The organism is Microbacterium sp. Y356, assembly GCF_059445355.1.
In genome coordinates this window covers 83524-96122 of the sequence record NZ_JCAIUE010000005.1, presented here as the reverse complement: position 1 = coordinate 96122, position 12599 = coordinate 83524, and the positions used below count along the sequence as shown (strand labels likewise).

The window sequence follows — 12599 nt, the reverse complement described above, 5'->3', positions numbered from 1 at the left end:
CGATTCTAGTTCTCGTGTGAGGTGACTGCAGACGACGTGCCAGCAGCAAGGGATTTGGTGACGTCGGCGAGAGCGTCAAGGCCCCCGTCACGGAGCGCTCGGACCAGCGCCGTTCCGACAATGGCTCCGTCGGCGTAGTCGACGATACTGGCGATCTGCTCGGCGCTGGAGATCCCGATGCCGACGCAGGCGCGGGTCGCGCCGTGTGCGCGAAGTCGCGCGACGAGGGTGCGTGCTGCCTGGTCGAGTTCGGCGCGCTCGCCCGTGATGCCCATGGTGGACACCGTGTAGATAAAACCTGTGGACGATTTCACGACGAGGTCGAGACGCTCGTCGGTTGACGTGGGTGCGGCGAGGAAAATGCGATCGAGACCGGTGCGCTCGCTGGCTGCGATCCACTCCCCTGCCGCTTCGGGCGTGATGTCTGGGGTGATGAGACCCGCGCCACCGGCGGCGAGCAGATCGTCGGCGTAGCGATCAACGCCGTACTGCATCACAGGGTTCCAGTAGGTCATCACGACGACGGGAACATCAGTCGCGGCCGTGATCGCCTTGATCGCCGTGAAGAGATCCCGGGTTTTGAAACCTGCGGCGAGAGCCGTCTGCGTAGCCTCCTGGATGACCAGACCATCCATCACCGGGTCGCTGTAAGGCGGTCCGAGTTCGATGACATCAACACCATTGCGGGCAAGAGTGATGGCGGCCTGGATGCTGGTGTCCAGGTCTGGGAATCCGACGGGCAGGTAGCCGATGAAGGCACCGCGGCCCGCATCGTGCGCCTTCTGAATAGCAGCCTCGACGCGGCTCATCGCGATGTCTCCTCATCCGCGGCCAGCGCGTCTGCAGCTGGCTTGTCATACAGCTCGAAGTAATGTGCCGCGGTGTCCATGTCTTTGTCGCCGCGGCCAGACAGACACACTGCGATGAGGGCATCCGGCCCGAGCTCCTGACCGATGCGCAGCGCACCCGCCAGGGCGTGCGCTGACTCGATGGCGGGAATGATTCCCTCGGTGCGGGTCAGTAGTCGCAACGCCTGCATGGCCTCGTCGTCGGTGGCAGGAATGTACTCTGCCCGACCGATGTCAGCGAGCCAGGAGTGTTCGGGACCCACGCCGGGATAGTCGAGGCCGGCAGAGATTGAGTGCGACTCGACGGTCTGGCCATCTTCGTCCTGCAGCACGTAGGTTCTCGCACCATGCAGTACGCCGGGGCGTCCGCGTTCGATGGATGCTGCGTGCTTGTTTGTGTCGACGCCGTCGCCAGCTGCCTCCACACCGTAGAGCTTGACCTCTGCGTCGTCGAGGAAGGCATCGAACATGCCGATCGCGTTGGAGCCACCGCCCACGCATGCCACGACAACATCCGGCAGGCGGCCGGTCTCGTCGAGCAGTTGCTGACGGGCCTCTTCGCCGATGATCTTCTGGAAGTCGCGCACCATCGCGGGGAACGGATGCGGACCGGCCGCGGTTCCGAAGATGTAGTTGGTCGTCTCGACCGAGGCAACCCAGTCACGGTACGCCTCGTTGATCGCGTCCTTCAGGGTGCGTGAGCCTGTGGTGACCGAAATCACCTCGGCGCCCAGCAGTCGCATGCGCGCGACGTTCAACGCTTGGCGCTCGGTGTCGACCTCGCCCATGTAGATGGTGCAGTCCAAGCCGAACAGCGCAGCAGCCGTCGCCGTGGCGACGCCATGCTGACCGGCGCCGGTCTCGGCGATCACTCGGGTCTTGCCGAGGCGCTGGGTGAGCAGCGCCTGGCCGAGGACATTGTTGATCTTGTGGCTGCCAGTGTGATTGAGGTCTTCACGCTTGAGGAACACGCGTGCTCCGCCGGCATGTGCCGCGAAGCGCTTGACTTCGGTGAGCGCAGACGGGCGCCCGGCATACGAGCTGAGCAGGCGTGCGAGTTCAGCACGGAATTCCGGATCAGCGATGGCCTGCTCATAGGCCACCGTGAGCTCGTCGATCGCCGCAATCAGCGACTCCGGCATGTAACGTCCGCCAAATTCGCCGAAGAACGGCCCCGGCTGATCGCGCAGACTCATCCTCATCCCACCTCCAGAAAGCTCTTCAGCGTGGCGACCGGATCACCGGTAACCAGTGCTTCGCCAATCAAAACGACATCGGCGCCCGCAGAGCGGTAGTGCGCGACATCGGCCGGTGTAAGGACGGCGGATTCCGCGATCTTCACCGCACCAGCAGGGATCCGATCGACAAGTCGGCCGAACAGATCACGATCAAGTTCAAGGGTCTTCAGGTTGCGCGCGTTGACTCCGATGAGAGAAGCTCCGAGGTCGATTGCGGCCTCCAGCTCCTCTGCCGAGTGCGTCTCCACCAACGGCGTCATGCCCAATTCGGTAATCAACGCGAACAGCTCGTGCAAAACCTTGGGCTCAAGGCCAGCAACGATTAGCAGAGCAAGGTCTGCTCCGGCGGCCCGAGCCTCGAGCACTTGGTACGGCGTCGCGATGAAATCTTTACGCAGCACGGGGAGGGAAACTCGGGAGGTGACCGCCTCAAGGTCCGCGAGGCTGCCGCCGAATCGCCGTTCCTCGGTCAGCACGCTGATCGCGGATGCACCACCGAGCTCATACTGCGAAGCCTGGTGTGCCGGATCGGGAATGTCAGCAAGCGCGCCGCGAGAAGGACTAGCGCGCTTCACTTCGGCGATGATCTTCACCCGTGCGGCGGGCGCGAGAGCTGCGAGGGCATCCTTGGCTGCGGGGCGCTCGAGAGCGGCCTTCTCGACCTCTGCGAGCGGACGCGACTGTGCGCGGCGCTCGGCATCCTCGACTGCGCCGGCCGTCAGGTCGGCGAGGACCACTAGTGGGCCTTCGGCGTGTACTTGGATCCGTTGACGCCGTAGCCGGCCTTCGCCAAAATCCAGCCGAGCAGCAGACCAACGACGATGATGCCGACGGAGACCCACAGGATGGGGGTCCAGATCGGGCTGAACTCCGAGAGGCAGAACGCCACGGTGCCCAGCGTGAAGCCGAACAGCATGACCACCACGGCGGTCCAAGCCGCAGGCGAGTGTCCGTGGCCGGGGTCAGCGATGGGGTTGGTCATGTTCTCCTCCGAAGCAGTCGTGGTGTTTCACGTTCAGTCTATCCGGGTCACCGCGTGGGGTCCGTGCCACGCGACAGGTCATCCCAAGAATCGATCGCGTCGACTGCGCCGTCAGCATCCTCATGCGACTGGGCATCCGTGCGAAAGCGTTTGCCGCCGGTCTTCCATCGGTTCGCCGTCAGGAGCACGAACACGGATGTCACAATCAGCAGCACCCAGCCGATCAGGGCGAGCACAGGCCAGGCCGATGGCGTGATCGTCTCGATCAGATCAACGACCGCTGTTCCTCCCGCAAGCCCCGTGGTCTCGGTCACAGTCGGTGCGACCGCGGAAACAGGCATGCTGATGAGAATCTCAGCGGTCCACCAAGCGAGCAGGCCACCCGTCACAAGCGCCAGCGCCGCGAAGATGTAGCGCAACACGAGGCCGACGATCGCGAGTGCGGCGCCGAGCGCGAGCACAGCGAGGCTCAATGGGGCGAGCAGCGCGATTGCATCCGCTCCCGGCACGAAAATCGGCTCACCGGCATCCGCTCGATCGACCGTCAACCAAGTCTGCGTGGAGGAAATGATGCCGATTCCTCCTGCGAGCAGAAGGCCCATGACGGACATGCTTCGGCCCCTGCGGACGAAACTCATTCCGCGCCGCCTGATTCCGTCCGCTCCGCAGACAGTCCGTCGACGGCTTCGAGATCGGCTGCATCAAAACACGTACGCGTGCCGGTGTGACAGGCAGGACCCTGCTGATCGACGAGCAGCAGAACGGCATCGCCGTCGCAGTCGAGTCGAGCTTCGTGGATGTGCTGCACATTGCCGGAGGTGTCGCCCTTTCGCCAGTACTCCTGGCGTGAGCGAGACCAGTAGGTGACGCGACCGCTGGTCAGCGTGCGACGCAGCGCCTCAGCATCCAGCCATGCGAGCATCAGCACCTCATGGGTGTCCCACTGCTGCACGATTGCCGGAACAAGCCCATCGGCGTTCCAGTCGACCTGTGCGATGCGAGTTTCGAGATCGCTCATCGAACCAAAATCCCTTCGGCGCGCATGGCGACCTTCACATCCCCCACCGTCAGCGCACCGGAGTGGAACACACTCGCGGCGAGCACGGCATCGGCTCCTGCTTTGATCGCGGGCGCGAAGTCGGTGACCGCACCTGCGCCGCCCGAGGCGATCACCGGCACTGATGACACTTCACGCATGAGACGCACCAGTTCCAGGTCGAAACCATCTCGAGTACCGTCGGCGTCAATCGAGTTCACGAGAAGCTCTCCGGCACCGCGTTCGATCGCTTCGCGTGCCCAATCGAGTGCGTCCAGCGTGGTCGCCGTGCGTCCGCCGTGCGTGGTCACCACGAAGCCGGACGGCGTCGTGGGTGCGCGCTTGATGTCCAGTGAGAGTACGAGAACCTGTGCACCGAAGCGGTCAGCGATCTCGCCGATCAGGTCGGGACGCGCGATCGCTGCGGAGTTCACTCCGACCTTGTCTGCACCGACGCCTTGCAGGCGCGCGACATCGTCCGCGCTGCGTACGCCGCCTCCGACGGTGAGCGGTACGAACACCTGCTCGGCCGTGCGCTGCACGACATCGTAAGTAGTGGCGCGGTCATCGACAGTGGCGGTGACGTCAAGGAAAGTGATCTCATCGGCACCCTGCGCGGCATAGTGCGCCGCAAGTTCGACAGGGTCACCCATGTCGCGCAAGTTCTCGAAGTTCACGCCCTTGACGACGCGGCCAGCAGCGACATCAAGGCATGGGATGACGCGACTGGTGAGCGTCATCAGAGCCTCGCAGCGTGGATGGCGGTGACCAGCAGCGCCCGAGCGCCGAGCGCGTAGAGGTCGTCCATCACCTGGTTGATTCCCTTTCGCGGCAGCATCACGCGCACGGCGATCCACTTCGGATCCTGCAGCGGCGAGATGGTCGGCGACTCGCGGCCAGAGGCGATCGCAGCGGCCTGGTCGAGCAGTTCGGCAGGAAGATCGTAATCAAGCAGCACATAGCGACGCGCGACGATCACTCCGCGCAGGCGCCGCAGCAGCCTGTCGGTGCCCTCGGCATCGCCTGGCCGGCTGATGAGCACTGCCTCGGATTCGATGATGACGGGGCCGAAGATCTCCAGACCGGCCTGGCGGAGCGTGGTCCCGGTCTCGACGACATCTGCGATTGCGTCGGCGACGCCGAGTTGAACGGCTGATTCGACCGCGCCGTCGAGCGGCACAAGAGTCGCCTCGACGCCGTGCTCACGCAGGAATGCGTCCACGAGGCCGGGGTAAGCGGATGCGATGCGGACGCCAGCCAGATCCTCGATCGAGGAGAACTTTCCGGCAGGGGCGGCAAAGCGGAACGTGGAGTGGGCGAAGCCGAGCGCCTGAATCTCACGTGCCTGCTGGGGAACATCGCGCAGGAGGTCGCGCCCGGTGATTCCGACATCAAGCGCGCCGGATTCCACATATGTGGCGATGTCGCGTGGACGAAGGAAGAAGAACTCGACGTCGTTCGGCGCGTCAACGACGTGCAGGGTCTTGGAGTCTCGACGACCGGAGTAACCGGCCTCAGCGAGCATCTCGGCAGCGGTCTCGGCGAGCGAGCCCTTGTTGGGAACAGCAATACGAAGCATGGGGAACTTTCAGATCAGAGGAGAGGGACGGAGCAGGTCAGAGATGTCGGTAGACATCTTCGAGGCTCAACCCCTTCGCGATCATCATCACCTGCACGTGGTAGAGCAGCTGCGAGATCTCCTCTGCGGCCTCGTCGTCTGATTCGTACTCGGATGCCATCCATACTTCGGCAGCTTCCTCGACGATCTTCTTGCCGATCGTGTGCACTCCGCCGTCGAGCTCGGCGACGGTGCCGGAACCGGCAGGGCGGGTCTCGGCCTTGACGCTGAGCTCAGCGAACAGCTCGTCGAAAGTCTTCACGCTTCAAGGCTAGCGGCTCGCGCGCGCTCTCGAAGCCCGCTGATGGCAGCTTCGATGTTCACCGCACCGTATACAGCAGATCCGGCGACGAATGTGTCGGCACCAGCCTGTGCAGCCTGGGCGATCGTGTCGTCGGAGATGCCGCCATCCACCTGGATCCAGACGTTGGAGCCACGACGTCTGGCCTCGGCGACCAGCGCGCTCAGCTTCGGCATCGTCTCGGTCATGAACCCCTGTCCCCCGAAGCCGGGCTCCACCGTCATCACGAGGATCTGATCGAACTCGTCGAGGATCTCATACAGGCTGTCGCCGGAAGTACCGGGCTTGATGGCGATGCCCGCGCGGGAACCGATGTCGCGCAGGCGCCGTGCGAGCGCCACCGGTTCGGCTGCGGCCTCGAGGTGGAAGGTGACGCTGGCAGCTCCGAGTTCGGCATAGCCGGGCGCCCACCGATCAGGATCGTCGATCATCAGGTGCACGTCGAGCGGCACGGGACTCGTGGCCTGAATGCGCTCCACCATCTGAGGTCCGAACGTCAGGTTCGGCACGAAGTGGTTGTCCATGACGTCGACATGCGCGAAATCTGCGGTCGCGATGCGGGCGAGATCTGCCTGCATGTTGACGAAATCGGCGGAGAGGATGCTGGGATTGATGCGTGGAGCGCTGGGAAGGCTCATCTGGTCATTCTCCGTTCTCAGTGTTCTGACGGTCCGTGCGCTGCAACAGCGCGAGGAACATCGCGTCGGTGTTGTGTCGATGTGGCCAGAGTTGCACGTGACCGGAATCGTTCGAGCCCAGATCGATGGGGCTCTGTGCGATCTGGGTCATCACGGCTTTGGCATCCAGCTCGACGATGTCGTCGCGGCTGCGCAGCACTTCCGCCACCACACCCGACGTCTCGGCGAGGTGAGGCGAGCACGTCACGTAGGCGACGATGCCACCAGGCGCGAGCGCATCGAGGGCCCCGGCAAGCAACTCCTCCTGCAGGGGCACGAGCGCTGCGACGTCTGCAGGGGTCTTGCGCCATCGCGCCTCTGGTCGCCGACGGAGAGCGCCGAGGCCGGTGCACGGCGCATCCACGAGGATACGGTCGAATCGGCCAGGGTTCGCGGCCGTGAGCTCGCGCCCATCCTGTTCATGGACGGTGATGTCGCCCGGCACGGCCTTCAGCGCTCTGCGCACGAGCCCGGCGCGAGCGTGGATCACCTCGTTGGCCTCGAGCGTCACGTCGTGCTGACGTGCGATCGCGGCCAGCAGCGCGGTCTTGCCGCCGGGACCTGCGCACAGATCCAGCCATAGCTCCCCCGCCGCGATCGGCTTGGCCGCAGTCAGCGCCAGCGCGACCAGCTGCGATCCCTCATCTTGAACGCGTACCGTGCCGCCTGCGGCAGCCATAATCTTCTGCGGGTCGCCGCCTGGCGAGCCGTACGCCGTTGCCGCATAAGGCTTTGCCGGAGCGCCGCGCTCGGCGAGGCCGGGCAGCGCGACGAGTGTGACTTCGGGCGAGACGTTGTCCGCGTCGAGCAGAGCCTCGAGTTCATCGGCGCGTCCCTGAGCTGCAAGAGCACGACGCATCGCACGGATGATCCAGACCGGATGCGCGGTGCGCAGTCCGAGACGCTCATCGTCCGAGCGGGCTTCCTGCTCGATAAGTTCCTCCCACTGTCCTGGCGTGTCGCGGGAGATCCGTCTCAGTACCGCATTCGTGAAGCTGGACGGGCCACGCCCGAGGGTGGACGCGACCAGATTCACCGACTCGTTGACAGCGGCATGCGATGCAACGCGCGTGGCGAGCAGTTGGTGCGTGGCAAGTCGCAGCGCATCGAGCACCGCACCGTCGATCTCATCGGCTGGGCGCCCCGCAGCAGAGGCGATGATTGCGTCATAGGTGCCGCGACGCCGCAGAGTCCCGTAGGTCAGTTCGGTCGCGAGGGCGGCATCTTGCGTATTGAGTCCTGCCTCGGCGATCGCTGAGGGCAGGAGCAGGTTGGCGTAAGCATCAGATTCACTGACCGCGCGCAGCACGTCATAGGCGACCCGCCTGGCGGGCTGCACTGGACGACTCTGCGCGGGGCGCGCGGGGCGATTCTGTGCGGGGCGCCGCTGGTCGCCGCTCATGCGCCGGCTCGCAGACTGTCGTCGCCTCGGACGCCGCGCCACCAGTCGGTGGCGCTCATGGATCCCTTGCCTGCGGGCTGTACGCGAGTGACCTCGAGCGGCGTTGTCGCCGTGCCGATCAACAGCGAGTGCTTCGTCGCCGCGATGACGCCGGGCTCAAGCACACCCGCCTCAGACACGTCCACACCGTCGGCGGGAGACGCCGCGAGAATCTTGACTCGAAGATCACCGAAGGTCGTGTGCGCTCCTGGTTCGGGCGTCACGCCGCGAAAGCGTGCGTAGATCTCGTCAACAGGAAGAGTCCAGTCCAGCTGCCCGTCGTCGAGCGTGAGCTTCGGCGCCACCGTGACGTCGCCCTCCTGCGGGCGCGCCGTCGCCGTGCCGGCCGCGATACCCGCCACGACCTCGGCGGTGAGGGCGGCGCCGTCGTGGGCGAGCACGTCAAGCGCAGAATCTGCGGCGGCATCAGGCAGCAGCGGCACAGTGCGCGCCGCGAAGACGTCGCCAGCATCCAGCGCGGCGACGAGCTGGAACACGCTCACTCCCAGCTCTGCATCTCCGGCAATCAGAGCACGTTGCAGTGGCGCCGCACCGCGCCACTGCGGAAGCAACGAGAAGTGCAGGTTAATCCAGCCATGAGTTGGTGTGGAAAGCAGCGGCTCGCGAACCAGTCCGCCGTACGCCACGATCACACCGAGCTCTGGACGCAGCGCGCTGATCCGCCCGGTCGCTTCATCGTCGAGGCGGGCCGCCTTGATGATCGGCAATCCCAACTCGGTGGCAGCCTGCGCGACCGCGGAGGGAGTCAGCACGCGCTTGCGCCCCAGCGGCGCATCAGGGCGCGTGACAACCGCGACGATCTCGTGTGAAAGCGCAAGCGTGCGCAGGGTGGGAACGGCAGCGGCGGGTGTGCCGGCGAAAACAAGTCGCATAAAGGTTCTCCGGAAGGAATGGGTTAGAGCTCTGGATCGAGGATATCGAGGCGCAACGATAGCGGGATGCGGGTGTTGTTCTGCCCTCGCCGGCGCCGTCGCTTGACAGCCTCCGCCACCACAGCAGCGCGAAGGGTTGCAGAAACGGTGCCACCCGCGGCGTATTCAAAGCGGACCAGCGCGCGCACGCGCCCTTCGTCGGTCTCGATCGGCACCGGCCCGAGGACGGCATCGGCGGGCAGCGGCAACTCTCGCAGCGCATCGAGCGCGCGCCCGACGGATTCGGGAAGACCCTCGACGAGGGCAACTCGAGTCGCGGGCGGCATGTGCAGCGGTGTGCGCTCCTCCAGTTCAGAACGCGCGTAGCCCGCCTGGTTCCAGGTGGCGAGTGCTCGTCCGACCGGGCCATCAACGCCGACCAGGTGAATTGGCGCCCCAGGCGCGGCGAGGGCCGCAGCATTGGACCACCAGCGCAGGCAAGACTCGCCGATTCGCAGATCAGGGGCCTGCAGCATCCGCGGGCCGTCCAACAGCACGACAGCGCGGTAGCCGCCCTCGGCCACTGGCTCTGCGCCGCGGGTCGCGACGACCAGCGCAGGTTTCGCGGAGACTGATTCGACCGGGTGCGCACCGTCAGCGACGATCACGCGCACTCCTGGAAATGCACGGCCGAGCTCATCGGCGGTGCGCTCACTCCCCGATGATGCGAGGCGCAACTGAGTGGACGAGCATGACGGGCAGGTCCACGCACGTGCAGAGCGCCCGCACCAGGCGCACACCGGCACAGCGCCGCGGTGGCGTGCACCGAGAGGTCCGCCGCAGGGCGCACAGCGAGCAGGAGCACGGCACTGCGCACACACCAGACTCGGTGAGAAACCGGGTCGGGACACCTGCACGAGCACCGGGCCGTCCTCGGTGGCCTTCCGCGCAGCCCTGAACGCGCTGGAGTGCACACGCTGAGTGGGTGCCTCCATCTCCTGCGAGGTGCTCAGCACCACCTTCGGCAGTAGTCGGCGCCCGGCACGGACATCCTGCAGCCACCCTCTGATCACGAGCCGCTCGACGTCGGTCGTGCGGGTGTGTCCGGCGAGGATCAGAGCAGAGCCCTCTTGCTCCTGGCGAAGAAGGGCGGCATCCCTCGCGTGCACGTAGGGTGCGAGCGGTTCACCCAGCAGCGAGTCGCCATCGTCCCAGATCGCCACCAGGCCGGCCTGCACCGGAGAGTACACAGCCGAGCGGTTGCCAACGACGACACAGGGAGCGTCTTCCAGCGTGCGCAAAAACCCGCGATAGCGGTCGGGGTTGGTTTGCCTCGAATCGTGTCGGACGATGGCTTCGCTCGGCAGAAGCGTCTCCAGCGTCGCCAGCAGTCGATCGAGGTCACGGTGATCGGGCACCACGAGAATCGAGGAGGACCCGGACGCCAGCATGCGCGCCGCCGCAGCGGCGAGCAGCTCCGTCCACCGCGACACGCCGTCGCGGATACCAGGGACAGCTTCGACGGCACCACGCTGGCGATCATCGAGCAGTGCGCCGAGCCCGTCGTACTCCTCGATCACCGCGTTCGCGCGTTCGGCAGCTTCGGCCGTGGGCACTGGAGTCGCGGCATCCGCTTTCCACGCCTTCTCGACGCGCACCTGTCGCTTGGGGATGACCAGGCGCAGGATGTCGGATGCGGAGCCCGCCGCACGATCAGCGGTGCGGCGCGCGAGACGGTAAAGACGCTCAGGCAGAACTGATACTTCAGAGACGACCGTCTCGACTGCGGACAGCGGACGCTCGGCGTCGTCTTCCTCGGCGACCTCGATCACATAGGCGTCGACGAGGCGTCCTGCGGTCCGCAGCGGCACGCGCACGCGCACGCCGATAGGGACATCACCGAGTTCGTCCGGCAGCGCGTAATCGAACAGTCGATCCAGCTGGGGAAGCGGAGATTCCAGCTGCACCCGCGCGATGCGCCGGCTCATCGCCGCGCTCCGCGCAAGCGCATCACAGCCCCGCGGCGCGGCGCAACTCGTCAGCGCGGTTGATGCGCTCCCAGGTGAAGTCAGGCAGCTCGCGTCCGAAGTGTCCGTACGCCGCAGTCTGACGATAGACCGGACGCAGCAGGTCAAGCTCTTCGATGATCGCCTGCGGCCGCAGGTCGAAGACCTCGCGGATCGCGTCGGTGATTGCCTCGTCGGACACCTTGCCGGTGCCGAAGCTCTCGACGTAGAGGCCAACAGGACGTGCGACGCCGATCGCATAGGCGACCTGAACCTCGAGGCGTTCTGCGAGGCCGGCCGCGACGGCGTTCTTCGCCACCCAGCGCATGGCGTAGGCGCCGGAGCGGTCAACCTTCGACGGATCTTTGCCGCTGAACGCACCGCCACCGTGGCGAGCAGCGCCACCATAGGTGTCGATGATGATCTTGCGCCCGGTGAGCCCCGCATCACCCTTGGGTCCGCCCGTGACGAATGGTCCGGCAGGGTTGATGAAATAGCGATCGCTTGCCGGCATCTCAAGACCGGTGTTCTCTAGAACCGGATCGATGACGAGACGCCTGACCTGCTCCTTGAGCTCCTCCTGCGAGATGTCAGGGTGATGCTGCGTGGAGAGTACGACGGCGTCGATCGTCTTGGGCGTGAAGCCTTCGTAGCCGAGCGTGACCTGCGTCTTGCCGTCTGGTCGAAGGAATCCGAGTTCGCCGGAGCGGCGCACCTCTGCAAGACGTTCTGCGATGCGATGCGCGGTGTGCCCTGCCATGGGCATGAACTCCGGCGTTTCGATCGTGGCGAAGCCGAACATGATGCCTTGGTCGCCTGCGCCCAGACCGTCGAGCGCGTCGACGGAGCTGCCATCTCGATGTTCCTGCGCCTGATCCACACCGTGCGCGATGTCGCCAGACTGCTCTCCTACGGAGATGCTCACGCCGCAGGAATCGCCGTCGAACCCGGTCTCGCTAGAGGTATAGCCGATGCTGTTGACGACCTCGCGGACGATGGTCGGGATGTCGACGTACGCCTCGGTGCGGATCTCTCCTGCGACGTGCACGAGCCCCGTGGTGACGAGGGTCTCCACAGCGACTCGTGAGCCGGGGTCTTTGGCGATCAGCCCGTCGAGAATGCTGTCAGAGATCTGGTCGCAGATCTTGTCAGGGTGTCCCTCGGTGACGGACTCCGATGTGAAAAGGCGCAGTGCGCTCATCGAGGAAGCAGCCCTCACTCAGCGTGGCGAATGCGGAGCTTGTCCTCGTTGATCTCGTGGAGCGCGATGGTGAGCGGCTTGTCCTCGACGGACGAGTCGACCAGAGGCCCGACGTTGTCGAACAGATTTCCCTCGTGGAGGTCTGCGTAGTAGTCGTTGATCTGGCGGGCGCGCTTGGACGCGTAGATGACCAGTTCGTACTTCGAGTCGACGCGGGAGAGCAGGTTGTCNCTCGTGGAGGTCTGCGTAGTAGTCGTTGATCTGGCGGGCGCGCTTGGACGCGTAGATGACCAGTTCGTACTTCGAGTCGACGCGGGAGAGCAGGTTGGCGATGGGGGGATCGATGATGCCCTTGGTGTGGTGTCCGGCCATGGTGAGA

Annotated in this window: 15 protein-coding genes and 1 pseudogene; all 16 read right to left on the bottom strand. The window is 65.3% G+C overall.

What is annotated here, in order from left to right:
• Nucleotides 1-5: 5 nt before the first annotated feature.
• Nucleotides 6-809 (bottom strand): tryptophan synthase subunit alpha, encoded by an 804-nt coding sequence (gene trpA, locus AC1C2Q_RS18780; protein ID WP_495428955.1) that lies wholly within the window; start codon nucleotides 807-809, stop codon nucleotides 6-8.
• Complete coding sequence (gene trpB / locus AC1C2Q_RS18775) at nucleotides 806-2044, bottom strand: tryptophan synthase subunit beta (protein ID WP_495451357.1); 1239 nt, start codon at nucleotides 2042-2044, stop codon at nucleotides 806-808. Before trpB ends, trpA begins: the two co-directional genes overlap by 4 nt.
• 2 nt (nucleotides 2045-2046) lie before the next feature.
• Nucleotides 2047-2823: an indole-3-glycerol phosphate synthase TrpC gene (gene trpC, locus AC1C2Q_RS18770; RefSeq protein ID WP_495451356.1), complete on the bottom strand. Its 777-nt coding sequence runs from the start codon at nucleotides 2821-2823 to the stop codon at nucleotides 2047-2049.
• Complete coding sequence (locus tag AC1C2Q_RS18765) at nucleotides 2823-3068, bottom strand: HGxxPAAW family protein (protein WP_495451354.1); 246 nt, start codon at nucleotides 3066-3068, stop codon at nucleotides 2823-2825. Before AC1C2Q_RS18765 ends, trpC begins: the two co-directional genes overlap by 1 nt.
• A 47-nt stretch (nucleotides 3069-3115) precedes the next feature.
• Entirely contained in the window at nucleotides 3116-3670 is a 555-nt protein-coding gene (locus AC1C2Q_RS18760; protein WP_495451353.1) for a Trp biosynthesis-associated membrane protein, read from the bottom strand.
• 32 nt (nucleotides 3671-3702) lie between these two features.
• Entirely contained in the window at nucleotides 3703-4086 is a 384-nt protein-coding gene (gene hisI, locus AC1C2Q_RS18755) for a phosphoribosyl-AMP cyclohydrolase (protein WP_495428947.1), read from the bottom strand.
• On the bottom strand, nucleotides 4083-4844 hold the full coding sequence (hisF, locus tag AC1C2Q_RS18750) for an imidazole glycerol phosphate synthase subunit HisF (protein ID WP_495451352.1): 762 nt from the start codon (nucleotides 4842-4844) through the stop codon (nucleotides 4083-4085). The genes hisI and hisF overlap by 4 nt, the downstream gene beginning before the upstream one ends.
• Entirely contained in the window at nucleotides 4844-5683 is an 840-nt protein-coding gene (gene hisG / locus AC1C2Q_RS18745) for an ATP phosphoribosyltransferase (RefSeq protein WP_495428943.1), read from the bottom strand. The genes hisF and hisG overlap by 1 nt, the downstream gene beginning before the upstream one ends.
• 37 nt (nucleotides 5684-5720) lie before the next feature.
• Entirely contained in the window at nucleotides 5721-5984 is a 264-nt protein-coding gene (locus tag AC1C2Q_RS18740) for a phosphoribosyl-ATP diphosphatase (protein WP_495428942.1), read from the bottom strand.
• A complete protein-coding gene (gene rpe, locus AC1C2Q_RS18735; RefSeq protein ID WP_495451351.1) occupies nucleotides 5981-6661 on the bottom strand; it encodes a ribulose-phosphate 3-epimerase in 681 nt (226 codons plus the stop codon). The genes AC1C2Q_RS18740 and rpe overlap by 4 nt, the downstream gene beginning before the upstream one ends.
• 4 nt (nucleotides 6662-6665) lie before the next feature.
• Entirely contained in the window at nucleotides 6666-8102 is a 1437-nt protein-coding gene (locus tag AC1C2Q_RS18730) for an RsmB/NOP family class I SAM-dependent RNA methyltransferase (RefSeq protein WP_495451349.1), read from the bottom strand.
• Nucleotides 8099-9034 (bottom strand): methionyl-tRNA formyltransferase, encoded by a 936-nt coding sequence (locus AC1C2Q_RS18725; RefSeq protein WP_495451348.1) that lies wholly within the window; start codon nucleotides 9032-9034, stop codon nucleotides 8099-8101. The genes AC1C2Q_RS18730 and AC1C2Q_RS18725 overlap by 4 nt, the downstream gene beginning before the upstream one ends.
• Nucleotides 9035-9057: 23 nt before the next feature.
• Entirely contained in the window at nucleotides 9058-11001 is a 1944-nt protein-coding gene (locus AC1C2Q_RS18720) for a primosomal protein N' family DNA-binding protein (protein ID WP_495451346.1), read from the bottom strand.
• A 22-nt stretch (nucleotides 11002-11023) separates the two neighbouring features.
• The gene (gene metK / locus AC1C2Q_RS18715; protein ID WP_495451344.1) at nucleotides 11024-12220 is read right to left on the bottom strand and encodes a methionine adenosyltransferase; all 1197 of its coding nucleotides are present in this window, start codon (nucleotides 12218-12220) and stop codon (nucleotides 11024-11026) included.
• A gap of 14 nt (nucleotides 12221-12234) precedes the next feature.
• Nucleotides 12235-12444: a DNA-directed RNA polymerase subunit omega gene (gene rpoZ / locus AC1C2Q_RS18710; RefSeq protein ID WP_495451384.1), complete on the bottom strand. Its 210-nt coding sequence runs from the start codon at nucleotides 12442-12444 to the stop codon at nucleotides 12235-12237.
• A 25-nt stretch (nucleotides 12445-12469) separates the two neighbouring features.
• A pseudogene (rpoZ, locus tag AC1C2Q_RS18705) lies at nucleotides 12470-12592 on the bottom strand (DNA-directed RNA polymerase subunit omega); the annotation flags it as partial.
• Between the last annotated feature and the right edge of the window lie 7 nt (nucleotides 12593-12599).